The organism is Sphingomonas leidyi, assembly GCF_011761945.1.
Classification (GTDB): Bacteria; Pseudomonadota; Alphaproteobacteria; order Sphingomonadales; family Sphingomonadaceae; genus Sphingomonas; species Sphingomonas leidyi.
Map to the genome: position 1 here is coordinate 198586 of NZ_JAASQV010000002.1, position 24869 is coordinate 223454.

The following is a 24869-nucleotide window of genomic DNA, read 5'->3' on the forward strand; positions in this document are numbered from 1 at the left end:
GCAATGCTACGGCGCCGGCCGAAGCATCATGCGCCCCTCGGGCGGCAGAGGAGCGGTGGAGGAGAAATCCGATGCTGACCTGCTTCATCCGCTACGAGATCGAGCCCTTCGGGGCACAGGCCTTTGCCGAATATGCCCGTGCCTGGGGCCAGGCGATCCCGCGCTGCGGCGCCGACCTGATCGGGTATTTCGGCCCCGCCGAAGGCTCCGCGACGACGGCCTATGGCGTCTACGACATCGATTCGCTGGCTGCCTACGAGACCTATCGCGCGCGCCTCCGCGACGATCCGGTCGGCCGCGCCAATTATGATTTCGCCGCGCGCGAAAGGTTCATCCGGCGCGAGGACAGGATTTTCCTCCGCCGCGTCTCCGCACCGCACGCGCCGCTGGTGCGGCCATGATCGCAGTGCTGTTCGAAGCCTGGCCGGCGGAAGGCCAGGGCGATCGCTATCTCGCCATCGCCGCCGCGCTCGGTTCGGAACTGGCGGCGATCGACGGCTTCCTGGGGATCGAGCGGTTCGAGAGCCTTTCCGAACCGGGCAAGCTCCTGTCGCTTTCCTGGTGGCGCGACGAAGCCGCGATCGCCGCCTGGCGCGGCTTCGGCCCGCATCGCGCGGCGCAGGCCGAAGGGCGTGCGGCAATCTTCCGCGACTATCGGATCAGAGTCGCAGCGGTCGTGCGCGGCTATGGCATGCACGACCGCACCGGTCAGTTATAGCGACTGCCGCCCGGATCGGCGCGGAAGCCGTTGTCGCCGCCCGCGCAACGCGCGTCCTCGGGATGCTTCTTGCAGAGCTTGCGCAGTTCCTTGCCCTCGCGCGCTTCCTGCTCGCGCATCTTGCGGCCATAGTTGCGATCGGCCTCGTCCTGGCTGGTCGTCGCCCAATCGGCCGCCTTCGCGCCCGCCTTCACCGGCAGGGTGGCCACATCGACCACGGTCTTGGCGATGCAGCCGCCGCCGAGCAGCGGCAGCATCGCGCAGATCGGAACCAGAAGCTTGCGCATAGAAATCCTCATCCCCCCGCCCGCGGCGCATCCCGCGCCTCGACACCGACATGCGGGAAATCGGTGAAGAAACCGTCCACGCCCAGCCCGATGAAGTACAGGATCTCGTCCTTCAGTCGACCATGGTCGACCGGATTTGCGCCGGAACGGTAGTCGGGCAGGAGGAAGAAGTTCTCCGCCCGGAACGTCCAGGGATGGAGCCTGAGCCCCGCCGCATGCGCATCGGCGACCAGCGTGGTGGCCGGGCCGGAGGCTGGCTGGATCATCGTCAGCTCCGGGCCGATGCCATAGGCATAGGCGGCCACCGCCTTCAGCCCCTCGGGCGTGGCCATCGCCTTGTAGCTGGGCTGCGCGCCGTCCGCCGGGCCGCCGCTCCCCGCCATCAGCTGGATCAGCCGCACCCGTGTCATCGTCTTTAGCTTCTTGAGATTGTCGACTTCGAACGACTGGATAAAGACCGGCGCGTCGGCGCGGTCCCAGCCCGCCGCCTTGAGCTTGTCGACCAGCCGCTGCTCGAGCGGCAGGCCGATCGCGGCGAAATAGGTCGGGTGCTTCGTCTCGGGATAGATGCCGATCGTCCGCCCCGTCTCCTTCGACGCCCGCTTCGCAAGGGCGATCACGTCGTCGAGCGTCGGGATCCCGGCCTGGCCGTCATATTTGGTGTTGCCCGGGCGGAGCTTGGGCAGTCGCTCCTTGGCCCGCAGCGTCTTCAGCTCGGCGAGCGTGAAATCCTCGGTGAACCAGCCGGTGAGCTTCTCGCCGTCGATCGTCTTGGTCGTCCTGCGTGCGGCGAACTCGGGATGGTCCGCCACGTCGGTCGTATCGGCGATATTGTTCTCGTGCCGGGCGACGAGCACGCCGTCCTTGGTCGGCACCAGATCGGGCTCGATGAAATCGGCGCCCTGCTCGATCGCGCGCTGATAGGAAAGCAGCGTGTGCTCGGGGCGCTCGCCCGAGGCGCCGCGATGCGCGATGACGATGACCTTGTCGGCTTTCCCATGCATGGCATGATCCTGCCCCAACGCGGCGCCCGGCACCATCAGCATCAGCGCCGCAATCAGTGATCTCGTCACGAAACTCTCCCTTCGCTACGAAATCGGGCCTAGGCTCCGGATGTGACGGTTGCGAGGCGATATGGCGGATAACGACAGCGTGCTTGCGGCGGCCCGCGCCTGGCAGGGCGCGCGGCTGGCGCTGGCCACCGTCGTCTCGACCTGGGGATCGGCGCCCCGGCCGGCCGGGAGCCATATGCTGGTCCACGAGGACGGCCGGTTCGAAGGCTCGGTCTCGGGCGGCTGCGTGGAGGCCGACATCCTCCAGGCCGCCGCCGAAGTGATCGCCGGCACGCCCGCCATGGTGAAACATTATGGCGTGGCCGATCCGGCCGCCTGGGAAGTGGGCCTGCCCTGCGGCGGCAAGATTTCGGTGCTCGTCCAGCCCGCCTCCGAAATGGGCTTCCCCCCGGCCCTGTTCGACGCGATCGACGCCGCGCGCGGCCGGGGCGAGCCCTTCGATGTCGGCACCGACCTCGCCACCGGTCGCTCGGCGCCCGGCCCAGGCGGGTTCCGCAACCGCTACGATCCGCCGCGCCGGCTGCTGATCGTGGGCGCCGTCCAGATCGCCCAGTCGCTGGCCGGCCTGGCGCGCGAGATCGGCATCCGCACCCATGTCATCGATCCGCGCGGGAGATTTTTGACGCCCGAGCGTTTTCCCGGGGTGATGCTCGACGACCGCTGGCCAGACGAAGCCGTGACGGCGCTCCGCCCCGATCCGGCCACAGCGGTGGTGACGCTCAGCCACGATCCCAAGATCGACGACGCGGCGCTGGTCGCGGCCCTGGGCTTCCCGACCGGCTATGTCGCGGCGCTGGGTTCGCGCAGCAGCCATGCCGCGCGCCGGGAACGGCTGGCCGCCGCCGGGATCGCGCCCGCCGATCTCGATCGCATCCAGGGGCCGGCCGGCCTTGCCATCGGCGCGATCGGCCCCGCCGAGATCGCCCTTTCCATCGCCGCAGCCATGGTGAAGACCTTCCATGATCACCCCTGACCAGACCGCCCTGATCCTGCTGGCCGCCGGCCGCTCCCGCCGCTTCAACGACGGCGACAAGCTTGCCGAGCCGTTCCTCGACAAGCCGCTCGCCTATCATGTGGTGACGGCGCTGGAGCGCATTCCCTTCCAGGCGCGGATCGCCGTCGTGTCCGCCACCACGCTCGATTTCGCCGCCCTGGGCTATGACGTGGTCGAGAACCCGGATCCCGCGCTCGGCCAGGCGCGCTCGCTCGGCTTCGGCGTGGCCCGCGCGCGGGAACTGGGCTGCGAGGCGGTGCTCGTCGCGCTGGCCGACATGCCGCGGGTCACCGCCGCGCATGTCCACCGGCTGATGGATGCCGCCGACGGCCCGGCGACCATCGTCGCCTCTTCGGACGGCGTGCAGCCCATGCCGCCGGCCCTGTTCGGCAAGGACATGTTCCCCATGCTGATGCAGCTGGAGGGCGATCACGGCGCGCGCGACCTGATCCGGCGGGGTCACCACGTCATCGCCCCGCCTGCCGAGCTGGTCGATATCGACACGCAGGAAGACCTGCGCGCCCTGCGCGAGCGCTACGGCCTGCGTACCGACGGCCAGCCTGAGCAGCCGCCCGCGCGCGTCACTCGTGACGAAGCGCGTCGATCGGATTGAGGCTGGCCGCGCGGCGCGCCGGGAAATAGCCGAACACCACGCCGATGATCGCCGAGATCGCGAAGGCGATCACGTTGATCTGCACGTCGAACAGGAAGGGCAGCGAGCCCAGCCACGACATCAGCGCGACGGCGAACTGCGCGATCAGCAGGCCGATGACGCCGCCCAGCATCGACAGCACCACCGCCTCGACCAGGAACTGCAGCAGCACTTCGCTCGCCACTGCGCCGATGGCCAGGCGGATGCCGATCTCGCGCGTCCGCTCGGTCACCGACACCAGCATGATGTTCATGATGCCGATGCCGCCGACGATGAGGCTGATCATCGCCACCGCGGCGACGATCTGGGTGAGCAGCGTGGTGGTGCCGGTCAATGCCTGGCTGATCTGGGCGGTGTCGAAGATGTTGAAGTCGACATCCTTGCCGCCGGTGATGTTGCGACGTTCGCGCAGCAGGTCGGTGATCGACGACTGGACCTGGGCGCTGTCGTAATCGGGATCGGTGCCGACCAGCATCAGGCGCACGTCGGGATTGCCGGTGAAGCGGCGCTGCACCTGCTTGATCGGCATGATGATCACATCGTCCTGGTCGCCGCCGAACCCGGCCTGGCCGCGGGTCTGGAGCACGCCGATCACGTCGCACGAGATGCCGTTGACCCGGATCCGGCCGCCCACCGCGCTGCCGCCGCGGAACAGGTTGGTCCGGATCGTCGTGCCGATGATGCACACCGCCTTGCCCGCCTGCTCCTCCGGCCATGTCCAGTAGCGGCCCTCGACCAGCGGCCAGGGCTGGACCTGGAAATAGGCGTTGGTGGTGCCGTTGACCGTCGTCGACCAGTTGGCGCCGTTGTAGATCACCGTCGCGGTGGTCTGTGCCTGGGGCGCGACCGCGGTGACGCCGGCGACCTGGTCGCGGATCGCGGTGACGTCGTCCGCCTTGAAATCGGGCGGGCGCGGGCCGCCGCCGCCGCGGCCGAAGCCCTGGCCCGGACGGATCTGGAGGATGTTGGTGCCGAGCGCCGAGATCTGCTGCTGCACCGCCGCCGTGGTCGCCTTGCCGAGCGTCACCATGGTGACGACCGCGGCGACGCCGATGATGATGCCGAGCGTGGTCAGGAACGAGCGCAGCTTGTGGCGCAGGATCGACCGGATCGCGAGGATGAAGGTGGTGCCGAACATCAGTGCCCCACCGCCTCGCCCTGGCGATGCTTGTCCTCGATCCGCTCGACCAGCCCGTCCTTGAAATGCACGATGGTATGCGCGAACGCTGCCATGTCGGGCTCGTGCGTGACCATCAGCACGGTGATGCCGCTCGTCTTGTTGAGATCGGTGAGCAGTTCCATGATCTCCACCGAACGCTCCGAATCGAGGTTGCCGGTAGGCTCGTCGGCGAGCAGCACGTCGGGACTGGTGACGATCGCCCTGGCGATGGCGACGCGCTGCTGCTGGCCGCCCGATAGCTCGGCGGGGGTATGATCCCACCACTGCTTGAGCCCGACCTTGTCGAGCGCCGCCATCGCCGTTTCGCGACGCAGCTGCTTTGAATCGCCGCGATAGAGCAGCGGCAGCTCGACATTCTCGAGCGCGCTGGTGCGGGCGAGCAGGTTGAAGCCCTGGAAGACGAAGCCGAGATATTTGCGCCGCAGCAACGCGCGCTGGTCCCGTTCCAGCTTCTCGACATGCACGCCCTTGAACAGGAACTCGCCGCTGGAAGGCACGTCGAGGCAGCCCAGGATGTTCATCGTCGTCGACTTGCCCGAGCCCGATGGCCCCATCACCGCGACGAAGTCGCCGGCCTGGATGTCGAGGTCGATGCCTTTCAGCGCCTGGAACTGCGTCGCCCCCTCGCCATAGCTCTTGGTGACGCCGCGCAGGCGGATCAGCGGTGCCTCACTGTCCGCCACGCTGGCCTCCGGCACCGCCGCCGCCCTGGCGCCGCTGCCCGCCGGAGCGGCGCTGGCCCGAGCTGCCATCGGCGAGCTGGCCGGTGATGACCTTGTCGCCCGGTTTCAGATTGCCGCCGGTGATCTCGGTCACGGTGCCGTCGGTGCTGCCGGTCGTGACCGGCACCTCCTGCGGCTTGCCGTCGGCGCCGAGGATATAGACGTTCCGCTCGCCGGCACGGTCGCCGGTCGCCGTCTTCTGCTGCTGCCCGCCGCCGCCGCGCCGCGGGCGGCTGGGGACCAGCGCGCCGGCGATGCCGCCCTTCGCGCTGCCGCCACTCGCGCCCTGGGCAGTGGCGGCCGGCGTGAAGCGCAGCGCCGCATTGGGCACGAGCAGCACGTTCTGGCGCGACATCGTCACGATGTCGGCCGTCGCGGTCATGCCTGGGCGCAGCTGCTCGTTCGCATTCGAGACCGAGAGATCGGCGGCATAGGACACGACCTGGTTGGCGGTCGTGCTCGTGGACGAGGTCGAGGAGCTCGCATCCTGCACCGACAGGTTGGAACCGACCTCGACGCGGGTGATCTTCGCCGGGAAGGTCTTGCCCGGGAAGGCGTCGACGGTGAAGGTCGCGTCCTGCCCCTCGCGCACCTGGCCTACATCGGCCTCGTCGATCGCCACTTCCAGCTTCATCTGCGACAGGTCCTGCGCGATCACGAACAGCGTCGGCGTGTTGAACGAGGCGGCGACGGTCTGGCCGGGGTCGACCTGGCGCGCCAGGATGACGCCGGTCACCGGCGAGCGGATGATCGCCCGCGTGCGCTGCGTCTGGGCCGAGGACAGCTGGGCGCGCGCCGACGTCACATTGGCGTTGGCCGCATTGAGATTGGCCAGCGCGCGATTGCGATCGCCGAGCGCGCCGTCCATCTCCGTCTTCGCCGGCACCTTGCCGCCCGAGAGCCGGCTGACTTCCTGGAAGCGCGCCAGCGTGGCGTTGTTCTGCTCCAGCGTCGCCCGCGCCTGGCCTACTGCGGCGACGTTCGCCGCGAGCGTCGCCTCGGCCTGCCTGACCTGATCGTCGAACTGCGACGGATCGATCAGCGCCAGCGGCTGGCCGGCGGTGACCCGGTCGTTGACGTCGGCCAGCACCTTCACGACCTGCCCCGACAGTTGCGAGCCCACGGTCACCTGGTTGGTCGGCGCCAGCTTGCCGGTGGCGGAGACGGTGACGGTCAGGTTGCCCCGCGCGACATCGTCGGTGGCGTATTTGACTTCGTTGCTGCTGCCGAAGAAGTGCCAAAGCAGCAGCGCCGCCAGCAGGACGCCGATGCCGATCACGCCCCATTTGAGCCAGCGCCGCCACCAGGGGCGCGGGGGCGTGCCCAGAAAGGCGTCGAGATTCTGGTTGGGATCAGTTGCCATTCGCAGTGCCGCCTGTGGTGGGAACGGTGGGGGTGACGCTCGGATCCCAGCCGCCGCCCAGCGCCTGGTAGAGCTGGATCAGCGCCGTCGCCGCGTCCGAGCGCGCCGAGACGACGCCGTTGCGCGCCGAGATCAGCGCGGACTCGGCCTGGTTGAGCGTAGTGAAATCGGTGAGGCCCGAGCGATATTGCATGCGCGCCAGCAGCGCCTGGTTGCTCGACGCTTCCAGCGCGACCGCGAATTCCTGCTGGCGGCGCTGCGCCGTCTGCAGCGCGACGATCGCGTTCTCGACATCCTCGAGGCCGGTCAGCACGGTCGACTTGTAGGCGAGGAACGCACCGTCCGCGGCGGCTTCGGCCGAACGGACCTGGCTGGCGCGGCGGCCGCCGTCGAAGAGCGTCTGCGCGATGTTGGCGAAGAGGCGGCCGGTGATCACGTCGAAGATCGAGGCGAGCGCGGTGCTGCCCGCATCGATGCTGCCGCCGATCGACAGCTGGGGATAGAGCTGCGCGGCGGCGACGCCGATGTTCGCGGTGGCGGCGGCGAGGTTGCGCTCGGCGGCCCGCACGTCCGGCCGCTGGCGCAGCGTGTCGGCGGGAATGCCGGCGGCAACGCTCGCGGGGCCGGCGGGGATCGGCTTCACCGCTTCCATCTCGGCCTTGAGCGCACCCGGCGCCTGGCCGGTCAGCACGCCCAGGCGCGCGACATAGCCGTTATAGCTGGCCTCGAGCGTCGGGATCGATGCGGCCAGCTGCGCCCGGCTCGCCCGCGCCTGCTCCTGGTCGAGCGAGGAGACGAGGCCCGCCTGCAACCGCCAGCCGGCGATCTGGAGATTTTCGTCCGCGATCCCCAGGCTGTCGCGCGCATTGGCGATCTGCGCCTGCACCACCCGCGCAAGCACATAGTTGCGCGCCGTTTCGGCCTCAGCGGAGATCAGCACCGTCGCAAGATCATAGCCGCTCGCCGCATAGGATGCCCGCGCGCCTTCCACGCCGCGGCGCACCCCGCCGAACAGATCGACCTGATAGTTCGCATCGGCGCCGAGCGAGAAGCTGGTCGCGCCGCCCTGCGAGAAGCTCGTCACCGTACCGTCGGGCAGGGTCGTGGTGCTGGAGCCGCCGCGCAGCGGCTCGCTGCGCGACACGCCGCCGGAGACGCTGAGGCTCGGAACCAGGTTCGCGCGCTGCTGCACCAGCGACTCCCGCGCCTGGCGGAGCCGGGCCACGGCCTGGGCCACGTCGAGATTCGCCGCCTGGGCACGCTGTACCAGGCTGGCCAGCATCGGATCGTCGAACCGGGTCCACCATTGGCTCAGGTCTTCCCGGGCCTTCTGCCCGGCGGAGACGGACCAGCCGTCCGGCACGCCCAGCTCGGATGCGGGGCGCGGATGATAGTCCGGGCCCACCGCGCAGGCGGATAGCGACAAGGCGAGCAGGATGCTCGGGGTCAGCGGACGATTGGCCATGGCACTCTAGATGTTTCCAAAGCCGTTTCGGTTCCAGAAGAATATTGTCGCAGTCTGTCGCCGGCCATGCCGGATCATGCGCGGAAACATATTCTGCGCTTGGCGTGGCGCGCGGGCTTGGGCAGAGAGGCCCCAACGAAGCGAGGAGCCCGTAGCGATGAGCGATACCATCAGCGTCCACCCCGTACCGGAAAGCTGGGCGCGCAGCGCCCGGGTGGATGCTGAAGGCTATGAGAAGCTCTACGGCATGAGCCTGGCCGATCCGGGCAGCTTCTGGCTCGAGCAGTCGCGCCGGCTGGATTGGGTGAAGCGCCCGGAGATCGCGGGGGACTGGTCGTTCGAAGAGGCGGACTTTCGGATCAACTGGTTCGCGGACGGCAAGCTGAACGTTTCGACCAACTGCGTCGACCGGCATCTCGCGAAGCGGGGCGACGCGGTCGCGATCCTCTGGGAGCCGGACGCGCCGGACGAGGCGCCCCGGCGCTACACCTATCGCCAGCTCCATGCCGAGGTTTGCCGCTTCGCCAACGTGCTGAAGGCGCAGGGCGTCCGCAAGGGCGACCGCGTCACCATCTACATGCCGATGATTCCCGAAGCGGCCTTCGCGCTGCTGGCCTGCGCGCGGATCGGCGCGATCCACTCGGTGGTGTTCGGCGGTTTTTCCCCGGAATCGCTGGCGGGCCGCATCACCGATTGCGATTCCGCGGTGGTGATCACCGCCGACGAGGGCCGGCGCGGCGGCAAGAAGGTGCCGCTCAAGACCAATGTCGACGCGGCCGCCCAGCACGTCCGCTGCCTCGAGAAGGTGATCGTGGTGAAGGCCACCGGCGGCGACGTGCCGATGCAGGAAGGCCGCGACATCTGGTATCACGCGGCCGCCGCGGACGTTCCCGCCGACTGCCCGGCCGAACCGATGGGCGCCGAGGACCCGCTGTTCATCCTCTACACCTCGGGCTCGACCGGCAAGCCCAAGGGCGTGCTCCACTCCTCGGGCGGCTATCTGCTCTGGGCCAGCCTGACCCACGAGCTGGTCTTCGACTATCGCCCCGGCCAGGTCTATTGGTGCGCGGCGGACATCGGCTGGGTCACCGGGCACAGCTATATCGTCTATGGTCCGCTGGCGAACGGCGGCACCACGCTGATGTTCGAAGGCGTGCCCAACTGGCCCGATGCCAGCCGCATCTGGCAGGTGGTCGACCGCCACAAGGTCGAGATCCTCTATACCGCCCCTACCGCCTTGCGCGCGCTGATGCGCGAAGGCGACCAATATGTCGCCAGCACCTCGCGCCAGTCGCTCAAGCTGCTCGGCACGGTGGGCGAGCCGATCAATCCCGAGGCGTGGCGCTGGTATTACGACGTGGTCGGCGAGGGCCGCTGCCCGATCGTCGACACCTGGTGGCAGACCGAGACCGGCGGCCACATGATCACCCCGCTGCCCGGCGCTACGCCGCTCAAGCCCGGCTCCGCCACCCGGCCCTTCCCCGGCGTCGACCCGCAGATCGTCGACGGCGAGGGCAAGGTTCTCCACGGCGCGACCGAGGGGAACCTCGTCATCGCGCGCAGCTGGCCGGGGCAGATGCGCACCGTCTGGGGCGATCATGCCCGCTTCTTCCAGACCTATTTCACTACCTATCGCGGCAAGTATTTCACCGGCGACGGCTGCCGGCGCGACGAGGACGGCTATTACTGGATCACCGGCCGCGTCGACGATGTGATCAACGTCTCGGGCCACCGCATGGGCACCGCCGAAGTGGAGAGCGCGCTGGTGCTCCACCCCAAGGTGGCGGAGGCCGCGGTGGTCGGCATGCCGCACGACATCAAGGGCCAGGGCATCTATGCCTATGTCACGCTCAACGCGAACTGCACCGCCGACGAGGCACTGCGCGCCGAGCTGACCAGATGGGTGCGTACCGAGATCGGCCCGATCGCCACGCCCGACGCGCTCCAGTTCGCCCCCGGCCTGCCCAAGACGCGCTCCGGCAAGATCATGCGCCGCATCCTGCGCAAGATCGCCGAGGGCGACGTCTCGTCGCTGGGCGACACTTCGACGCTCGCCGACCCGTCGGTGGTCGACGACCTGGTGAAGAACCGGGTGGGATGAGCGAGGACCGCATCCGGATCGTCGAGGGGGACATCACCCGCCTCGACGTGGATGCGATCGTCAACGCGGCGAAGAACTCGCTGCTCGGCGGCGGCGGCGTGGACGGCGCGATCCACCGCGCCGCCGGCCCGGAACTGCTCGCCGAGTGCCGCACGCTGGGGGGCTGCGCGACCGGCGATGCCAAGCTCACCAGAGGCTATCGCCTGCCCGCCGGGCATGTGATCCACACCGTCGGCCCGGTCTGGCATGGCGGCGGGCATGGCGAGCCCGAACTGCTTGCCAGCTGCTATCGCCGCTGCTTCGAGATCGCCCGCGCCCATGGCTTCCGCACGCTCGCCTTCCCGGCGATCAGCTGCGGCGTCTATGGCTATCCGATCGCGGCGGCGACGGGGATCGCGGTGGCCGAGGCGCGCAGGGCGCTGGCCGGGGATCCCGAGCTCCAGCTGATCTTCGCGACCTTCGGGGCCGAGGTCACTGCCGCCTATCGCCGCGAATTATAGCCTGAAACCCGTTGCGAGTGTAACTACCCGGCGTTACATCCGGCTAACACAGTCTTTCGGGGGAATCCTCAAAATGAAGATCAGCAACATGGTGCGTCTCGCCGCCGGCGTGGCACTGCTCGCCGTCTCGCCGGCAATGGCGCAGACCGCCAAGCCGAAATATGGCAGCTTCGGCGTCGACCTCTCCGCGCAGAAGCCGGGCGTGAAGCCGGGCGACGATTTCTGGGCCTTCGCGAACGGCGGCTGGAACGACCGCGTCGAGATCGCCGCCGACCGCGCCTCGGCCGGCTTCGGCACGCTGCTCTCGATCGAGGCCGAGGCGAACGTCCGCGCGATCCTCGACGACATGGCGAAGAATCCCACCGCCTATGGCGCCTCGGGCAAGCGGGTCGGCGACTTCTATGCCAGCTGGATGGATGAGGCCGGCATCGAGAAGCTCGGCACCGCGCCGCTCAAGCCCTATCTCGCCAAGATCAACGGCGTGAACAATCTCGACGCGCTGCAGGTGCTGTTCGCCACCGTCGGCTATGCCTCGCCGGTCGAGCTGGGGATCATCCCCGACCTCGCCGATCCCACCCATTATACCGCGGTTACCGGCCAGGGCGGCCTGGGCATGCCGCGCGACTATTACCTGCTCGAAGGCGCCAAGTACGACGCGTTCCGCACGGCCTATCGCGCCTATGTCCAGAAGATCCAGGAGCTGGCGGGCATCCCCGGCGCCGCCGCCAAGGCCGATGCGATCGTCGCGCTCGAGACCGCGATGGCCAAGGTCCAGTGGTCGCCGGCCGAAAGCCGCGACATCGCCAAGCTCAACGACCCGCAGACGCTGGCCGGCCTGAAGGCCAAGGCGCCGGACTTCAACTGGGCGCTGATGCTCAAGACCGCCGGTCTCGAGAGCTCGCCCAAGGTGCTGATGACGCAGAACACCGCCGTCACCGCGCTCGGCAAGCTGATGGTCGCCACGCCGCTCCAGGCCTGGAAGGACTATCTCGCCTATCGCTTCGTCAGCGACCATGCGCAGTTCCTGCCCAAGGCCTTCGACGACACCCGCTTCGCCTTTTATTCGCAGACGCTGTCGGGCGTGAAGGTGCAGCGCGAGCGCTGGAAGCGCGGCGTGCAGCTGGTCAACGGCGCGCTCGGCGAGGCGGTCGGCGCGATCTACGTCTCGAAATATTATCCGCCCGCGGCCGAGAAGCAGATGGCCGAGCTGATCGAGAATCTGCGCGGCTCCTACAAGGAGCGCATCGCCGCCTCGACCTGGATGGACGAGGCCACCAAGCAGAAGGCGCTCGCCAAGCTTGCCGCCTTCGAACCGCGCATCGGCCACCCCGACAAATATATCGACTATTCGTCGTTCAAGGTCGTCCGCGGCGACCTGCTCGGCAATGCGATGCGTTCGGGCGAGTTCCAGCACGAGCTCGAACTGTCGCGCTTCGGCAAGCCGGTCGACCGCACCCTGTGGGACATGACCCCGCAGACGGTGAACGCCTATTACAACCCGCTCTCCAACCAGATCACGTTCCCGGCCGCGATCCTGCAGCCGCCCTTCTTCGATCCCAATGCCGATCCGGCGGTGAATTATGGCGCGATCGGCGCGATCATCGGCCATGAGATGGGCCATGGCTTCGACGACCAGGGCAGCCAGTTCGGCCCGACCGGCAAGTTCGAGAACTGGTGGACCGACGGCGCCAAAAAGGCGTTCGGCGAGCGCACCGCAGCACTCGTGGCTCAGTATGACGGCTATGAGGCCATTCCCGGCACCAAGGTGCAGGGCAAGCTGACGCTCGGCGAGAATATCGGCGACCTGGGCGGCGTCGAGGCGGCATATGGCGCCTTCCAGAAATACCAGGCCGAGCATGGCAAGGCGCCGGTGATCGGCGGGTTGACCGGCGACCAGCGCTTCTTCCTGGCCTATGCCCAGGCCTGGCAGACCAAGCTGCGCGAGGACACCGCCCGCCAGCTGGCACTGACCGACCCGCATTCGCCGGCCGTGTTCCGCGTCAACGGCATCGTCCGCAACGTCGACGCCTGGTACAAGGCGTTCAACATCCAGCCGGGCGACAAACTCTACCTCGCGCCCGAGCAGCGCGTGCATATCTGGTAAGCCCCCAAGGCTTCGCCCAATGCAGCGGCCCGGCAGCGATGCCGGGCCGTTTGCGTTCCTGCACGCGCCTTCCCGGCCCGGCGGCGATCGGGCCAAATCCTGCATTGCAACCGCATGCCCGGGCGCGGCAAAGGGGCGCATGACTCCACGCGAACTCATCGATACCGCGATCGTCCCCGGCGGGGGCGAGGCGCTGCGGCTGTTCCGCCGCGGGCGCGACTTCATGATCGTGCTCGATCGCAACGAGCTGATGTCGAGCCGGATGAGCGGTTCGGAGGAAGCGCTGGCGGTGATGAGCTGCGAGCGGCTCGACAACCCGGCGCCGCATCTGCTGATCGGTGGCTATGGCATGGGCTTCACCCTGCGCGCGGCGCAGGCGGCGCTGGGCCCGGACGCCAGGCTGACCGTCGCCGAGCTGGTACCGGAGATCATCGCATGGGCGAAGGGGCCGATGGCCGAGCTGGCCGCCGGCTGCCTCGACGATCCCCGCGTCGACGTGGTGCTCGACGATGTCGCCGCGGTGATCGGCCGGGCGCGCGCGACCTATGACGCGATCCTGCTCGATGTCGACAACGGCCCCGACGGGCTCACCCGCGACGCCAACGACCGGCTCTATTCGCCGCGCGGGCTGCAGAAGCAATGGGAGGCGCTCAAGCCGGGCGGCGTGCTCGCCGTCTGGTCCGCCGCGCCCGACAACGCCTTTGCCCGGCGGCTGAAGGATACCGGCTTCCAGGTGGAGGAAGTCGCGGTGCGCGCACGCAGCAACGGCAAGGGCCCGCGGCACGTGATCTGGTTCGGGCGGAAGCGATAGGCACGCGGCTTCGCTACGCCCGCGTCACGATTGCAAATCCCGCAATCCAATCCCCAACCCATTGCAGTTGCGGAAAGCGCAACCCTGAACCATCTGAGCATGCTGCATTGCAGCAAAGCAATGCTCGCATGAGGGTTTCACGATGTTCTCGCTTATCTCGCTCTTCCTTGCCGCGCGTCGCGAAGTCACGCTGCCGGTCGCCGTTCAGGCGCCGCGCGTCGCCGCCGACGAGCAGGCCGAGCTGCGCCTCGCCGCCTGAACGGGCGGCACCGCAGACGCAAAAAGGGGGAGCGTCGCCGCTCCCCCTTTCCGTTTGCGCGGAAGGCGCGGCGCCTATTTCACGCCGTGCATCCAGTATTTCAGCGGCCAGCTCAGCAGCAGGAGCAGCACGCCGAGGATGATCGCCGCGATCGAAATGGTGGTGAACACGTCGACATAGACGAGCAGGCTGGTCTTGAGGTTGGTCACCTGGCCACCCACCGTTTCGACGCTGGCGAACTGCGCGACGACGCCGGCGACATATTGCGCCACCGAGATCGACAGGAACCACACGCCCATCATCAACCCGACCACGCGCGCGATCGACAGCTTGGTGATCATCGACAGGCCCACCGGCGAGATGCACAGCTCGGCGAAGGAGTGGATGAAATAGAGGCCGGCGAGCCACCAGATGCCCACCTGGAAATTGGCATCGGCATATTGCGCGCCCCAGACGAGCAGCAGGAAGCCCGCCGCAACGCCGATCAGCGCGATGCCGAACTTCACCGGGATCGACGGCTCCAGCCCGCGCTTGGCCAGCGCGGTCCACAGCAGCGACATGAACGGCGCGAGCAGCACGATGAAGGCAGCGTTGAAGAACTGGGTCTGGCCCGCGGTGATGGTGAACAGCCCGAACACGGAGAGATCGGTGTTGCGGTCCGCGAACAGGGTAAGCGACGAGCCCGCCTGCTCGAACAGCGTCCAGAACACGACGTTGAAGACGATCAGCACCATCGCCGCCAGCATCATCTGGAACTCGGTCCTGCTGCCCGCGAAGAACGACCAGATCAGGATCGCCGGCACGCCGATCAGGAACGAGCCGAACAGCAGCTTGCCCATCAGCGGCAGCGAAACGACATAGCCGATAAAGCCCGAGCCCGCGGCGGGCGCGGTGGAATGCATCAGGTTGACGTAGAGCAGATAGAAGAGCGGCACGACGCAGAGGGCGACCGCATAGATGATCCATTGCTGCGAATTCACGCCGGGCTTGGCCGGCGGTTCGCCATAGCCGTCGAGCTTGCCGCCGTTGAACTGGATCAGCGACCACGAGATCATCATGCCGATCGCGGCGAGGCCGAAGCCCCAGCTCCAGCCATAGGCCACCGCGAGCCAGGGGCAGAGGATCTGCGAGAAGAGCGAGCCGGTGTTGATGCCCATGTAGAAGATGGTGAAGCCGCTGTCGCGTCGTCGGTCACCCTGCTCGTAGAGCTCGCCGACCATGGTGGAGATGTTCGGCTTGAAGAAGCCGTTGCCGACCGAGACCATCGACAGCGCGATCAGCATCACCATCACGTAGAAGGCATTGCGATCCGCGCCGGACTCGAACTTGCCCTTCTCGACCTTGCGCGCGACCGCACCGGCGTCGAGCAGGTCGACGCTGCCGTCGTCATTGCCCTTGATCTCGAGCTTCTTCGCGCCGTCGACGACGTAGCGGACTTCCTTGCCCTCGGCCGACTTGCCGATCGAGACTTCGTAGCGCTGGCCGTCGATCGTCGCATGGGGCTTGGCAGTGGGGCCGCCGAAGCAGAGGATCAGATAGCCCAGCGACATGACGATCGCGCCGAATTTCACCGCGCGCTTCGAACCCAGATACTGATCGGCCAGATAGCCGCCGATCAGCGGCGTGAGATAGACGAGGGCGGTATAGCCGCCATAGAGGCCGGTCGCCTCGCGATCGCCGAACATGAAATGCTGCGTGAGATAGAGCGTCAGCAGCGCGCGCATGCCGTAATAGCCGAAGCGCTCCCACATCTCGGTGGTGAACATGCGCGCCAGCTGGCGGGGATGCCCGAACCACGTCTTCTCCGCGGCGGGATTGACGTGGGTGATGTCCGGCTCTGCCGGACTATCGGCGGTTGGAGTGTCGACCATGCGGTTTATTGCCCTTTGATATCGGTTCCGGGCTCGGGGCCCGGCGCATGGGCGGCCAAACTAGACGGAATGAAGCCGCTGTAAAGCATGGGCGGGCGCGACATCGCCGCACCGGCGCCCGCCGCGCCTATCCTGCGGATCTCGGGTCCGCGCTCATTGGAGCAAGATGTTCGTGCCGGGCCGGAGGATCTGCTGAAGCACGGTGCGCGTCTTCGGGCCGTGATAGGTGAAGGGAAACGACGTGGCGCCGACCGTCGTCTGTATCTGGAACAGGATGCCCGAGGCGATGAAGCTCGAACAGGGACGGGGCAGCGCGGTGGCGATGCTGAGCGTCCCGCTCGTCCCCTGGCCCCAGCTGACGCTGCGCACCATGTTCATGACGGCGCCCAGCGCATGGGCCTGCGCTCCCTCCGGATGCCCATGGCCGTCGCCATGCATATCCTTCGAGGTTTCTTGTTGAGACATGACCGCGAGACTCCCGGACAGGTTCGTACCGGCGGCGATCTGAGCACCTTCATCGTTGCGCAGTCGAATCCTTTCTGGTCCGCGACGGTGGCGTTTGCGCGCGCGCCTTCCACTCCCTAGATGCCCGGCCATGGTCCTGAACGATAGCTCCAGCCTGCTCGCCCATCTCCGCACCCGCCGCTCGGGCAAGCCCCGCGACATGGCCGGGCCCGGGCCCAGCCCGGAGCAGCTCGACACGATGATCGAGATCGCCGCCCGCACGCCCGATCACGGCAAGCTCTTCCCCTGGCGCTTCGTGATCGTGCCCGAGACGGCGCGGGCCGCGCTGGGCGAGAAGCTCGTCGCGATATTGCGCAGCGAGAAGGCGGACTGCACCGCACGCGACGAGGAGGCGGCGATCCAGTTCGCCGCTCAGGCGCCGGCGCTGGTGGTGGTGCTCTCCGCGCCCGTGGTGCCGCACAAGATTCCGGCATGGGAACAGGAGCTCTCCGCCGGCGCGGCCTGCATGAACCTGCTCCATGCCGCGCATGCCCTGGGCTTCGCCGGCGGCTGGCTGACCGGCTGGGCCGCCTATTCGGATGCCGTGCGCGACCTGTTCGGCGAAGCGCCGCAGAAGGTCGCGGGATTCGTCTTCATCGGCACCCCTGCCGCGCCGCTGGAGGAGCGCCCCCGGCCGTCACTGTCCGAAATCGCACATAAGTGGAATCCGGGGTATGGACCCGCTGCCTGATTGGTGTATTATGGCAGCATGACAGCGCTAGAGCACGAGGACAGCCCGGTCTACCTCAAGCTGCGCGCCAGCATCGCCGCGGCGATCCTGCGCGGGCAATACCGGGCAGGGGATCAGCTTCCGTCGGTGCGCGCGCTGGCGGCCGAGCACGGCGCCAATCCGCTCACGGTGGCCAAGGCCTATCAGAGCTTCCAGGACGACGGCTATGTCGAGGTCCGGCGCGGCGTCGGCATGTTCGTGCTGCCGGGCGCGGTGGAGAAGCTGCGCATCGCCGAGCGCGAGCGCTTCCTCACCGGCTATTGGCCGCGGGTGAAGGAGCATATCGCGCTCCTCGGCCTCGACGCCCGGGAATTGTTCGACCGCGAAACCGTCTGAACCGGACGATGGCCCGCTGGCCCGGCGCGCGCGCGCTGCCGTTCATCGCCGCGCTTTCCTGGCTCTGTCTGGGCGCGCACGAGCTGGCGCATCACCTGACCGGCCGCATCGTCTGCGGCGCCTGGGGCGGCATGACGCTGGCCACCTTCACCTTGCCCGAGACATGCCCGGATTCGGCCGCCTGGATCGCGGCGCTGGCCGGACCGGCGCTGAGCTGGCTGCTGATCTACGCCGGCGTCGCGCTGCGCGGGCAGCTGGGCCTGTTCCTGATCTTCGCCAACCTGCCGCTCGCGCGCATCGTCACCGTGGCGACGGGCGGCGGCGACGAGCGGATCATCGGCAAGGCGCTGTTCGGCGAAGCCCTCGCCTTTCCCGCGATGGTGGCGATCACGATGGCGCTCGCGCTGCCGCCGCTGATCCTCGCCTGGGGCCGCTTGCCCCGGCGGCACCGACTGGCGGGCTTCGCGGCGCTCCTGGTGCTGCCGCTGCTGTGGGACCTGCTCTTCAAGCGCATGGCGATGGGCGCGCTGCTGCCCGCCGACCCGGTGTGGAACGGCGTGCCGGCCGTGATCCTCGCCAGCCATCTCGTCGCGGCGGTGCTCCTGATCCTCACCTGGCCGCGCACCGCGACGGAGCGATTTCCATGCTGATCATCACCGGCACCTTCCGCCTGCCGCCCGCCAATCTCGACAAGGCGCGGCCGGTGATGGCGGCGATGGTCGCGGCGAGCCGTGCGGAGCCCGGCTGCCTGCGCTACAGCTATGGCGAAGACGTGCTCGATCCCGGGCTGATCCATGTGACCGAGCATTGGGCGGACCAGGCCTCGCTGGCGGCACATGGAGCGAGCCCGCACATCCGGGAATGGCGCGCGACCTGGCCGGGGCTAGGCATCGGCGCGCGCGACCTGACGCTGTTCGAGGCAGGTGCCGGCCGGCCGATCTAGGCCCAGCCTCCCAATATCTCCGCCACGGCGCGAAGCACCTGCGGCTTCATCTGGACGAACAGATGGCTGCTGCGCACCTCGAGCGCACGGCACGCCGCGTCGTTGCCTTCGCGGCAGATCAGCCCGTTCACGAAGCCGTCGCTGCGGCTCCAGATCGCGGCGCTCGGCATGGGCAGCGGGCGCGCGGCCTCGGCCAGCCGCTCCACCACTGCCGGATCGGCGATCTTCTCGCCGGTGAGCAGTTGGAAAGGGCGCCAGACATTGGTGGCGCTGGGCGGTCCGGCAAAGGGCGAGCTGATGGTGAGCACCGCGCGCACCAGATCGGGGCGGCGATGCGCGACGATGCGGCTCATCACGCCGCCGAGCGAGACGCCGATCAGCGTGACCTTCCCGCCGGTCTCGCGCTGGATCTCCTCGACTCGGGCGATCAGCTTCTCGCACTCCGGCCCGACGGTGCGCACGCCGAAATTGCGGCCCAGCCGCCAGGGATAGGGACGATAGCCGAGCCGGCCCAGCATGGCGCGCAGCACGAAGTTGGAGCGATCGGTGTTGCACAGGCCCGGCGACACCAGCACCGGCCGGCCGTCGCCCCGGGCGAGCCCGGCGAGGCGGAAACGGGCGAGTTCGGCCAGAGTCATCGCGGCACGGGCCGGTTCGAGCGCAAGGGCAAGGCGGGGCGGCGGCTCGGCGGCCGTGCGCGGGATCATAGCCACAGCATCACGCCCCAGGGCAGCGGCGTCCAGATACCCATCCGCACGCCCGCCTCGCGCAAGCCCCCGCCCGTCCATTCGTTGCAGGTACGGAGCGCGCTATAGCCGCCCTTGGCCGAATAGAAGACGTCGCGCGTGCCATAGCCGCGCACCACCGGCCCGGCGGCAAAGGTGCCGCGGACATAGGCGACCAGCCGGCGATATTCCTCGGGCCGGAGCAGCACCGCGCGCACCGATCCGTCCGCGCGCGGCTCGGGCACATGCTCGACGTGGAGCACGGTCGATCCGGCGCCGGCCATTGCCTTGGCGGTGCGCCACAGGTTGATGTCGCGCCATCGGGCGGTGTGGAGGTAGAAATCGCGATTGCCCCAGCCGATGGCGAGGTAGGGCTCGGCACCGTAGCGGGGGTCGGCCAGATGCTCGGGCCGGGCGATGTCGCGGAAGGCGGCGGCGGGCAGGATCAGGTCGGTGTGCGCGCCATTGTCTGCCACATAGATGCGCACGCCCGTCGCAGGCGGCGCGCGCCCGCTATTGGTGGCGAGCCCGGCGCCCAGCGCCGCGGCGGCGAGATAGAGGACCACCGGCAGCACCAGCGATCCGATCAGTCGTACGAGAACCCGCAACCGGCCATCCCCCATTTCGCACCTGCACCATGGCATGCTATGCTATTTTCATGGCTCAAGACACGCATGTGCTCGATCGCCCGCCCGAGGGTGCATCGGCCGACTGGACGATCCCGCAGAACTGGCAGGCCTATACGGCCGAAGAGCATGCGACCTGGGACAGGCTCTATGCGCGCCAGGCCAAGCTGCTGCCGGGCCGGGCGAGCAATGCCTATCTGAAGGGCCTCGACGCGCTGCGCCTTTCCGAATCGGGCATTCCGAACTTCGAGGAGCTGAGCGAGCGGCTGATGAAGCTCACCGGCTGGCAAGTGGTCGCGGTGCCCGGGCTGGTGCCCGACGACGTGTTCTTCGATCACATGGCCAATCGCCGCTTCGTCGCCGGCAACTTCATCCGCCGGCCCGACCAGCTCGACTATATCCAGGAGCCGGACGTCTTCCACGACGTGTTCGGCCATGTGCCGATGCTCGCCGATCCCGTGTTCGCCGACTATCTCGAGGCCTATGGCCGCGGCGGCAACCGGGCGCTCGAGCTGGGCGCGCTGAAGCAGCTCGGCCGGCTCTATTGGTACACGGTGGAGTTCGGGCTGGTCCGCGAGGACGGCGACCTGCGCATCTATGGCGCCGGCATCGTCTCGTCCTTCGCCGAAAGCGTGTTCGCGCTGGAAAGCGACAGCCCCAACCGCATCGGCTTCGACCTGAAGCGCGTGATGCGCACCGATTATCGGATCGACGACTTCCAGCAGAATTATTTCGTCATCCCGAGCTATGCCGAACTGCTGCGCGCCACGGTGGAGACCGATTTCGCGCCGCTCTACGACGAGATTCTCCGCCAGCCGGACATCCCGATCGCCGAGATCCTGCCGGGGGACGACGTAGTCACCCGCGGCACCCAGGAATATGCGCGGTCGAAGGCCTCCTAGGGTCGAGGCTCGTTCGGCGAACCCCGTCACCCCCGCTCGGGCAGGGATGGCGAACGAAATCAAGGTCTTGATCGAGATTTGATCCCGGCTCCCCTCCGCAGGGCGGGGAAAGGATCGTCACCAGCTCCCGAACCCCGGCGCCTCGCCCTTGCCGCGGCTCAGCCGGGTCACCCGTTCCGTCCCATAGCGCACCCGCTTCGTCAGCGTCAGCGTCGGCCAGTCGCCGCGATCGGCGCGGTGGACCAGGCGCAGGCCCTGACGGCGATAGGCCTGGGCCACCGTCTCGGCCTGCCCCGCCAGCAGCCCCGCCAGGATCAGCGTGCCCCCCTCGGCCAGCACCGCGCCGATGCTCGGCGCCAGCTCGACCAGCGGGCCGGCAAGGATGTTGGCGATGACCAGGTCATAGGGCGCGCGGCCGATCAGCAGCGGATGCTCGACGCCCGCCGCGGCGGCCAGCGCCAGCGCGCCCTGCCCGCCGCCCAGCCTGATGCCGTTGCGCTCGGCATTCTCGGCAGTGACCGCGACTGCGCGCGCATCGATATCCGACGCCGTGGCATAGGCGCGCGGCCAGAGATGGAGCGCCGCGAAGGCGAGCAGGCCGGTGCCGGTGCCGAGATCGAGGACGTTCTCGAAGCGCTTGCCCTCCTGCTTCAGCCGGTCGAGCGCGAGCAGGCAGCCCGAAGTGGTCGCGTGCGTGCCGGTGCCGAAGGCGAGGCCGGCATCGATGCGGAAGGCCGTGGCACCTTCGGGCACCTTGCCCTTGTTGGTAGCGGTATGGACGTAGAAGCGGCCGGCATGGACCGGCTCGATCCCGGCCTGGCTGAGCGTCACCCAATCGGCGTCGCGGATCTTCTCGGCGACCGCCTTCACGCCCTTCGCGCTCGGCACCAGGGCGCGCACCGCGTCGAGCGCGGCGCTGTTGGGCTTCGATTCGAAGAAAGCCTCGAGCTGCCAATGGTCGGGATCGTCCTCGATCCGCTCGCTGGTCAGCAGCACGGGCATCGGCTCGATGCCGAACAGTGCCTCGTCATCGGCATCGATCGCCTCCGCTTCGGCGCGGGTGCAGGGCAGGATGAGCTTCCAGCTCGACATCAATCGATCTCCACGGGACGCGCGACGACCACCTTGAGATCGGGGATCTCGATCGCGCGATATTGCAGCTTGCGGCCCTGGCGCATCAGCAGCGCGAGGCGGGTCGGGCTCTGCATCCAGGCCTTGTCGATCCCGTCTACCCCGGCGAGCAGATAGGCCTGGCGCCCGGTGGCGAGATTGCCGACCAGCACATCCTGACCCGTGCCATCGGCGGCGCGGACGCGGAACACATAATAAGCGAGCGGGGCCTTTTGCGTGTCCACGCCTTCCTCCCCCGCACCGGCCATCGCCGGCAGATACTCGCGGGAGACGATCCGGCGGCCATTGTCCGGCAGCAGCTTGCGGCTGGCGCCGCTCGCCTTGTCGAGCAGGATCACGTTGCGCTCGTCCGGGGCGCCCCCGCCCGAATAGGAGCCGGCATCGCCGCGCCGGATCGAGGAATCGGTGGCGATCACGATCTCCTGCGCGTTGGTGCCGTGCAGCGGATTGACCGCCGCGACGGCGAAGACTTCCTTGGCGGCCTTGGCCTCTACCTGCGCCGGAGCATCGGCATTGCCCCGCCCGCGCGTGAGCATCACGCCGCCGACCAGGACCACCGCCAGGATCACGATGCCCGCCCCGACCACGGCCAGCGCGCCGACGAGGAGCCCGCCGACGAAGGGCGGGCGCGCGGCCAGGGGGAGCCGGGGCCCGGGGCTATCGGACATAGCTCGCCCCGTTGATGTCGAGCACTGCCCCGGTCATCGAGGGCGGCGCGGCAAGTGCGCAGAAACGGGCGAGCACGGCCACTTCGTCGGCGTCCGCCACCCGGCCGAGCGGGATGTCCGCGAGCAGCTTCTCGCCGCCGCGGCTGGCGAGATAGTCGTCGGCCATGCCGGTCATGGTGAAGCCCGGGCAGATCGCGAAGGCGAGGATGCCGCTGCGCGCATAGCCCCGGGCGATGCTCTTGGTCATGCCGACCATGCCCGCCTTGGACGCGGCATAGTGCCAGTGCGCCGGGCTGTCGCCGCGATAGGCGGCGCGGCTCGCCATGTTGACGATGCGCCCGGGACGCCCCCCGGCCTGCCAGTGGCAGATGGCGAGGCGGCAGAGTTCGGCCGAAGCGGTGAGGTTGACGCGCATCGTCCGCTCCCAGTTCGCCACCCAGTCGTCATGCTCGATGTCGAGCGGATTGCTCTCGAACACCCCGGCATTGTTGATGAGCACGTCGATCCGCCCGTCCAGCGCATCGAGCGCCTGGTCCCACAGGGCCCTGGGCGCCGCCGGATCGGCGAAATCGGCAGGGATGCCGCTCCTGGTGCCCTGCCCGATCAGGCGAACCGCGTCGTTCCGGAAGCTATCGGCGATCGCGGCGCCGATGCCGCGGCTCGCGCCGGTGAGGAGAATGTGGGTGGCCATGCGCCTGCCTAGCCGCTTCGCCCTGTCCCCGCCATCCCCGCGAAGGCGGAGGACCAGAGCAGCAAGTGCTGTCCCGCTTGCCCCTGGAGCCCTGCCTTCGCGGGAATGACGAAGCGCTTCAGGCGGCGACGCTGCTGGAGAAACTGTCCGCGGCAGCGCGCAGCTTGTGGAGACGATCGTCGACTTCGGCCACGTCCTTCTGGAGCGTGTCGATCTCATGGGTGACCGACTTGGTATCCTCGCGGATGGCGCCGATGGTGGCGGACATGGAGTCTGCGGCAAGCGCCGTCTCGTCGACCGCGGCAGTAATCGCAGTGACGGTCTGCGCCTGGACTTCCATCGCGACGCGGATGCGGTTGGCGCTTTCCTGCACCTCGCTCACCGTCGAGCGGATCGAGGCATTGGTCTCCACCGTGCTCCGCGTCGCCGACTGGATCGCCGCGATCTTCGCCGCGATGTCGTCCGTCGCCCGCGCCGTCTGGTTCGCCAGGCTCTTCACTTCCTGCGCCACCACTGCGAAGCCGCGCCCGGCATCGCCCGCCCGCGCCGCCTCGATCGTCGCGTTCAGCGCCAGCAGGTTCGTCTGCCCGGCAATGTCGCGGATCAGCCCCAGGATCGATTCGATCGACTTGGCATGATCGCTCAGCGCCTCGCTCATCCCCACCGCGTCGGTCGCCTGCGACGACGCACGCGTCGCGATCCCCGCCGCAGCTTCCACTTCCATCCGCGCATCCTCGATCGCCCGGATCAGCCCCGCCGCCGTCTGCGCCGCCTCGCGCATCGCAACCGCGGACTGTTCCGCCGCCGCCGCAACTTCCGATGCCTTCCCCAGCATCCCGCGCGCGGAAGCCGAAGTATGGCTGGCCTGGACGCGCAGCTGCTCGCCCTCGCGCGAGGCGCGCTGGACGGTGCCGCCGATCGAATCGCGGAAATCCTCGGCAAGCCGGTCGCGCGCGGCCTGGGCGCTGTGCTCGCGGTACATGTTGTAGATCTCGACCGTGATGTCGCCTTCGAGCGCGGAGAGCCGCATCAGCGTATCGATCAGACCGGCGAGTCGCTGGTCCTCGGTGCCGACGCGGCGGATCAGTATCTCGAGCGCCACCCGGTCGCTCGCGCTGATCATCGAGAGCAGCGCCATCGGCGGCACGTTCGCGGCATAGGCCGCCGCGACCGAGCGCTCGATCGACTCGATCCAGGCGCGGCCCTCGGCGTCGAGGAAGCGGTTCCTGAGGAAGACGACGCCGAGATCGATCATCTTCTGGGTATCGTCGGGCGCCCAGCTGCGCTCGTCGGCGAAGCAGCGCAGCCATTGCTGCCAATAGGCCTCCGAGACCGCGCGAATCTCCGGCTCCAGCGCTTCCCAGGCGGCGCGGCCCGAAGCGGCGAGCGAGCCTTCGAAATCGAAGATGCGAAGCCGGGCGCGCACGTCGATGCGGGCGGCCGTGGAGCCCGGTGCCGGCAGATCCTCAAGCGAAACGGCGTTGGTCACGAAACTTGTCCCCTTTGCGGCCGC

The 24869-nt window shown here is 68.5% G+C and carries 27 protein-coding genes; 13 read left to right on the forward strand and 14 right to left on the reverse strand.

Annotated elements, in window-relative coordinates:
- Nucleotides 1-71: 71 nt before the first annotated feature.
- The gene (locus tag FHR20_RS10585) at nucleotides 72-401 is read left to right on the forward strand and encodes an NIPSNAP family protein (protein WP_167299622.1); all 330 of its coding nucleotides are present in this window, start codon (nucleotides 72-74) and stop codon (nucleotides 399-401) included.
- Nucleotides 398-718: an antibiotic biosynthesis monooxygenase family protein gene (locus FHR20_RS10590; protein WP_167299623.1), complete on the forward strand. Its 321-nt coding sequence runs from the start codon at nucleotides 398-400 to the stop codon at nucleotides 716-718. Before FHR20_RS10585 ends, FHR20_RS10590 begins: the two co-directional genes overlap by 4 nt.
- On the opposite strand, the gene FHR20_RS10595 is transcribed toward FHR20_RS10590, so the two are convergent.
- Together FHR20_RS10595 and FHR20_RS10600 are read right to left on the reverse strand one after the other, a co-directional pair.
- Nucleotides 709-1005, reverse strand: a complete 297-nt coding sequence (locus FHR20_RS10595; protein WP_167299624.1) for a hypothetical protein — start codon at nucleotides 1003-1005, stop codon at nucleotides 709-711. The genes FHR20_RS10590 and FHR20_RS10595 overlap by 10 nt on opposite strands.
- A gap of 8 nt (nucleotides 1006-1013) precedes the next feature.
- On the reverse strand, nucleotides 1014-2045 hold the full coding sequence (locus FHR20_RS10600; protein ID WP_243857358.1) for a glycerophosphodiester phosphodiesterase: 1032 nt from the start codon (nucleotides 2043-2045) through the stop codon (nucleotides 1014-1016).
- Nucleotides 2046-2139: 94 nt separating this feature from the next.
- On the opposite strand from FHR20_RS10600, the gene FHR20_RS10605 reads away from it, so the two are divergent.
- Together FHR20_RS10605 and FHR20_RS10610 are read left to right on the forward strand one after the other, a co-directional pair.
- Complete coding sequence (locus FHR20_RS10605; protein WP_167299625.1) at nucleotides 2140-3051, forward strand: XdhC family protein; 912 nt, start codon at nucleotides 2140-2142, stop codon at nucleotides 3049-3051.
- Nucleotides 3038-3685 (forward strand): nucleotidyltransferase family protein, encoded by a 648-nt coding sequence (locus tag FHR20_RS10610; protein ID WP_167299626.1) that lies wholly within the window; start codon nucleotides 3038-3040, stop codon nucleotides 3683-3685. Before FHR20_RS10605 ends, FHR20_RS10610 begins: the two co-directional genes overlap by 14 nt.
- Here FHR20_RS10610 and FHR20_RS10615 read toward each other — a convergent pair.
- From FHR20_RS10615 to FHR20_RS10630, 4 genes are read right to left on the reverse strand one after another with little or no spacing between them, the layout of a single operon-like run.
- Nucleotides 3654-4862 carry an ABC transporter permease gene (locus FHR20_RS10615; RefSeq protein WP_167299627.1) on the reverse strand — a complete coding sequence of 403 codons (1209 nt, stop codon included), beginning with the start codon at nucleotides 4860-4862 and terminating at the stop codon, nucleotides 3654-3656. The genes FHR20_RS10610 and FHR20_RS10615 overlap by 32 nt on opposite strands.
- Complete coding sequence (locus FHR20_RS10620; RefSeq protein ID WP_167299628.1) at nucleotides 4862-5656, reverse strand: ABC transporter ATP-binding protein; 795 nt, start codon at nucleotides 5654-5656, stop codon at nucleotides 4862-4864. Before FHR20_RS10620 ends, FHR20_RS10615 begins: the two co-directional genes overlap by 1 nt.
- Entirely contained in the window at nucleotides 5574-6989 is a 1416-nt protein-coding gene (locus FHR20_RS10625; RefSeq protein ID WP_167299629.1) for an efflux RND transporter periplasmic adaptor subunit, read from the reverse strand. Before FHR20_RS10625 ends, FHR20_RS10620 begins: the two co-directional genes overlap by 83 nt.
- Nucleotides 6979-8454: an efflux transporter outer membrane subunit gene (locus FHR20_RS10630; protein WP_167299630.1), complete on the reverse strand. Its 1476-nt coding sequence runs from the start codon at nucleotides 8452-8454 to the stop codon at nucleotides 6979-6981. The genes FHR20_RS10625 and FHR20_RS10630 overlap by 11 nt, the downstream gene beginning before the upstream one ends.
- Nucleotides 8455-8611: 157 nt before the next feature.
- On the opposite strand from FHR20_RS10630, the gene acs reads away from it, so the two are divergent.
- From acs to FHR20_RS10650, 4 genes are all read left to right on the forward strand, one after another.
- Nucleotides 8612-10555, forward strand: a complete 1944-nt coding sequence (acs, locus tag FHR20_RS10635) for an acetate--CoA ligase (RefSeq protein ID WP_167299631.1) — start codon at nucleotides 8612-8614, stop codon at nucleotides 10553-10555.
- Complete coding sequence (locus FHR20_RS10640; RefSeq protein ID WP_167299632.1) at nucleotides 10552-11055, forward strand: O-acetyl-ADP-ribose deacetylase; 504 nt, start codon at nucleotides 10552-10554, stop codon at nucleotides 11053-11055. Before acs ends, FHR20_RS10640 begins: the two co-directional genes overlap by 4 nt.
- A 73-nt stretch (nucleotides 11056-11128) precedes the next feature.
- A complete protein-coding gene (locus FHR20_RS10645; protein ID WP_167299633.1) occupies nucleotides 11129-13159 on the forward strand; it encodes a M13 family metallopeptidase in 2031 nt (676 codons plus the stop codon).
- Nucleotides 13160-13298: 139 nt separating this feature from the next.
- Nucleotides 13299-13970 (forward strand): spermidine synthase, encoded by a 672-nt coding sequence (locus FHR20_RS10650; protein ID WP_167299634.1) that lies wholly within the window; start codon nucleotides 13299-13301, stop codon nucleotides 13968-13970.
- A 333-nt stretch (nucleotides 13971-14303) separates the two neighbouring features.
- Here FHR20_RS10650 and FHR20_RS10655 read toward each other — a convergent pair whose 3' ends face one another.
- Nucleotides 14304-16100 carry a peptide MFS transporter gene (locus tag FHR20_RS10655; RefSeq protein ID WP_167299635.1) on the reverse strand — a complete coding sequence of 599 codons (1797 nt, stop codon included), beginning with the start codon at nucleotides 16098-16100 and terminating at the stop codon, nucleotides 14304-14306.
- Between the two features lie 153 nt (nucleotides 16101-16253).
- Complete coding sequence (locus FHR20_RS10660) at nucleotides 16254-16565, reverse strand: hypothetical protein (protein ID WP_167299636.1); 312 nt, start codon at nucleotides 16563-16565, stop codon at nucleotides 16254-16256.
- A gap of 130 nt (nucleotides 16566-16695) precedes the next feature.
- Between FHR20_RS10660 and FHR20_RS10665 the strand changes: the two genes are divergently transcribed.
- From FHR20_RS10665 to FHR20_RS10680, 4 genes are read left to right on the forward strand one after another with little or no spacing between them, the layout of a single operon-like run.
- On the forward strand, nucleotides 16696-17295 hold the full coding sequence (locus FHR20_RS10665) for a nitroreductase family protein (RefSeq protein WP_167299637.1): 600 nt from the start codon (nucleotides 16696-16698) through the stop codon (nucleotides 17293-17295).
- Nucleotides 17296-17313: 18 nt separating this feature from the next.
- Nucleotides 17314-17670, forward strand: a complete 357-nt coding sequence (locus tag FHR20_RS10670; RefSeq protein ID WP_086128472.1) for a GntR family transcriptional regulator — start codon at nucleotides 17314-17316, stop codon at nucleotides 17668-17670.
- 8 nt (nucleotides 17671-17678) lie between these two features.
- On the forward strand, nucleotides 17679-18320 hold the full coding sequence (locus FHR20_RS10675; RefSeq protein WP_167299638.1) for a hypothetical protein: 642 nt from the start codon (nucleotides 17679-17681) through the stop codon (nucleotides 18318-18320).
- Nucleotides 18314-18613 (forward strand): putative quinol monooxygenase, encoded by a 300-nt coding sequence (locus FHR20_RS10680; RefSeq protein ID WP_167299639.1) that lies wholly within the window; start codon nucleotides 18314-18316, stop codon nucleotides 18611-18613. Before FHR20_RS10675 ends, FHR20_RS10680 begins: the two co-directional genes overlap by 7 nt.
- Here the strand turns inward: FHR20_RS10680 and FHR20_RS10685 are convergent.
- Both FHR20_RS10685 and FHR20_RS10690 read right to left on the reverse strand, forming a co-directional pair.
- Nucleotides 18610-19320, reverse strand: coding sequence for an alpha/beta hydrolase (locus FHR20_RS10685; protein WP_167299640.1), 711 nt, complete (start codon nucleotides 19318-19320; stop codon nucleotides 18610-18612). The genes FHR20_RS10680 and FHR20_RS10685 overlap by 4 nt on opposite strands.
- A complete protein-coding gene (locus FHR20_RS10690; protein ID WP_243857283.1) occupies nucleotides 19317-19946 on the reverse strand; it encodes a TIGR02117 family protein in 630 nt (209 codons plus the stop codon). The genes FHR20_RS10685 and FHR20_RS10690 overlap by 4 nt, the downstream gene beginning before the upstream one ends.
- Before the next feature lie 50 nt (nucleotides 19947-19996).
- Here FHR20_RS10690 and phhA point away from each other — a divergent pair, with 50 nt between their 5' ends.
- On the forward strand, nucleotides 19997-20866 hold the full coding sequence (gene phhA / locus FHR20_RS10695) for a phenylalanine 4-monooxygenase (RefSeq protein WP_167299642.1): 870 nt from the start codon (nucleotides 19997-19999) through the stop codon (nucleotides 20864-20866).
- A 117-nt stretch (nucleotides 20867-20983) separates the two neighbouring features.
- Here the strand turns inward: phhA and FHR20_RS10700 are convergent, their stop codons facing one another.
- The 4 genes from FHR20_RS10700 to FHR20_RS10715 all read right to left on the reverse strand — a co-directional run bounded on the left by FHR20_RS10700 (nucleotide 20984) and on the right by FHR20_RS10715 (nucleotide 24818).
- Nucleotides 20984-21958: a 50S ribosomal protein L11 methyltransferase gene (locus FHR20_RS10700; RefSeq protein ID WP_167299643.1), complete on the reverse strand. Its 975-nt coding sequence runs from the start codon at nucleotides 21956-21958 to the stop codon at nucleotides 20984-20986.
- Complete coding sequence (locus FHR20_RS10705; RefSeq protein ID WP_167299644.1) at nucleotides 21958-22665, reverse strand: hypothetical protein; 708 nt, start codon at nucleotides 22663-22665, stop codon at nucleotides 21958-21960. The genes FHR20_RS10700 and FHR20_RS10705 overlap by 1 nt, the downstream gene beginning before the upstream one ends.
- Entirely contained in the window at nucleotides 22655-23356 is a 702-nt protein-coding gene (locus tag FHR20_RS10710) for an SDR family NAD(P)-dependent oxidoreductase (protein WP_167299645.1), read from the reverse strand. The genes FHR20_RS10705 and FHR20_RS10710 overlap by 11 nt, the downstream gene beginning before the upstream one ends.
- A gap of 118 nt (nucleotides 23357-23474) precedes the next feature.
- Entirely contained in the window at nucleotides 23475-24818 is a 1344-nt protein-coding gene (locus tag FHR20_RS10715; RefSeq protein WP_167300470.1) for a methyl-accepting chemotaxis protein, read from the reverse strand.
- Nucleotides 24819-24869: the final 51 nt, after the last annotated feature.

Coding starts and splice junctions, on each gene's coding strand:
- FHR20_RS10710 (WP_167299645.1), bottom strand. CDS start 23,356: ATGGCCACCCACATTCTCCTCACCGGCGCGAGCCGCGGCATCGGCGCC.
- FHR20_RS10585 (WP_167299622.1), top strand. CDS start 72: ATGCTGACCTGCTTCATCCGCTACGAGATCGAGCCCTTCGGGGCACAG.
- FHR20_RS10675 (WP_167299638.1), top strand. CDS start 17,679: ATGGCCCGCTGGCCCGGCGCGCGCGCGCTGCCGTTCATCGCCGCGCTT.
- FHR20_RS10595 (WP_167299624.1), bottom strand. CDS start 1,005: ATGCGCAAGCTTCTGGTTCCGATCTGCGCGATGCTGCCGCTGCTCGGC.
- phhA (WP_167299642.1), top strand. CDS start 19,997: ATGGCTCAAGACACGCATGTGCTCGATCGCCCGCCCGAGGGTGCATCG.
- FHR20_RS10650 (WP_167299634.1), top strand. CDS start 13,299: ATGACTCCACGCGAACTCATCGATACCGCGATCGTCCCCGGCGGGGGC.
- FHR20_RS10590 (WP_167299623.1), top strand. CDS start 398: ATGATCGCAGTGCTGTTCGAAGCCTGGCCGGCGGAAGGCCAGGGCGAT.
- FHR20_RS10625 (WP_167299629.1), bottom strand. CDS start 6,989: ATGGCAACTGATCCCAACCAGAATCTCGACGCCTTTCTGGGCACGCCC.
- acs (WP_167299631.1), top strand. CDS start 8,612: ATGAGCGATACCATCAGCGTCCACCCCGTACCGGAAAGCTGGGCGCGC.
- FHR20_RS10665 (WP_167299637.1), top strand. CDS start 16,696: ATGGTCCTGAACGATAGCTCCAGCCTGCTCGCCCATCTCCGCACCCGC.
- FHR20_RS10660 (WP_167299636.1), bottom strand. CDS start 16,565: ATGTCTCAACAAGAAACCTCGAAGGATATGCATGGCGACGGCCATGGG.
- FHR20_RS10705 (WP_167299644.1), bottom strand. CDS start 22,665: ATGTCCGATAGCCCCGGGCCCCGGCTCCCCCTGGCCGCGCGCCCGCCC.
- FHR20_RS10630 (WP_167299630.1), bottom strand. CDS start 8,454: ATGGCCAATCGTCCGCTGACCCCGAGCATCCTGCTCGCCTTGTCGCTA.
- FHR20_RS10680 (WP_167299639.1), top strand. CDS start 18,314: ATGCTGATCATCACCGGCACCTTCCGCCTGCCGCCCGCCAATCTCGAC.
- FHR20_RS10700 (WP_167299643.1), bottom strand. CDS start 21,958: ATGTCGAGCTGGAAGCTCATCCTGCCCTGCACCCGCGCCGAAGCGGAG.
- FHR20_RS10655 (WP_167299635.1), bottom strand. CDS start 16,100: ATGGTCGACACTCCAACCGCCGATAGTCCGGCAGAGCCGGACATCACC.
- FHR20_RS10640 (WP_167299632.1), top strand. CDS start 10,552: ATGAGCGAGGACCGCATCCGGATCGTCGAGGGGGACATCACCCGCCTC.
- FHR20_RS10605 (WP_167299625.1), top strand. CDS start 2,140: ATGGCGGATAACGACAGCGTGCTTGCGGCGGCCCGCGCCTGGCAGGGC.
- FHR20_RS10620 (WP_167299628.1), bottom strand. CDS start 5,656: ATGGCAGCTCGGGCCAGCGCCGCTCCGGCGGGCAGCGGCGCCAGGGCG.
- FHR20_RS10670 (WP_086128472.1), top strand. CDS start 17,314: ATGACAGCGCTAGAGCACGAGGACAGCCCGGTCTACCTCAAGCTGCGC.
- FHR20_RS10685 (WP_167299640.1), bottom strand. CDS start 19,320: ATGATCCCGCGCACGGCCGCCGAGCCGCCGCCCCGCCTTGCCCTTGCG.
- FHR20_RS10645 (WP_167299633.1), top strand. CDS start 11,129: ATGAAGATCAGCAACATGGTGCGTCTCGCCGCCGGCGTGGCACTGCTC.
- FHR20_RS10610 (WP_167299626.1), top strand. CDS start 3,038: ATGATCACCCCTGACCAGACCGCCCTGATCCTGCTGGCCGCCGGCCGC.
- FHR20_RS10615 (WP_167299627.1), bottom strand. CDS start 4,862: ATGTTCGGCACCACCTTCATCCTCGCGATCCGGTCGATCCTGCGCCAC.
- FHR20_RS10600 (WP_243857358.1), bottom strand. CDS start 2,045: ATGGTGCCGGGCGCCGCGTTGGGGCAGGATCATGCCATGCATGGGAAA.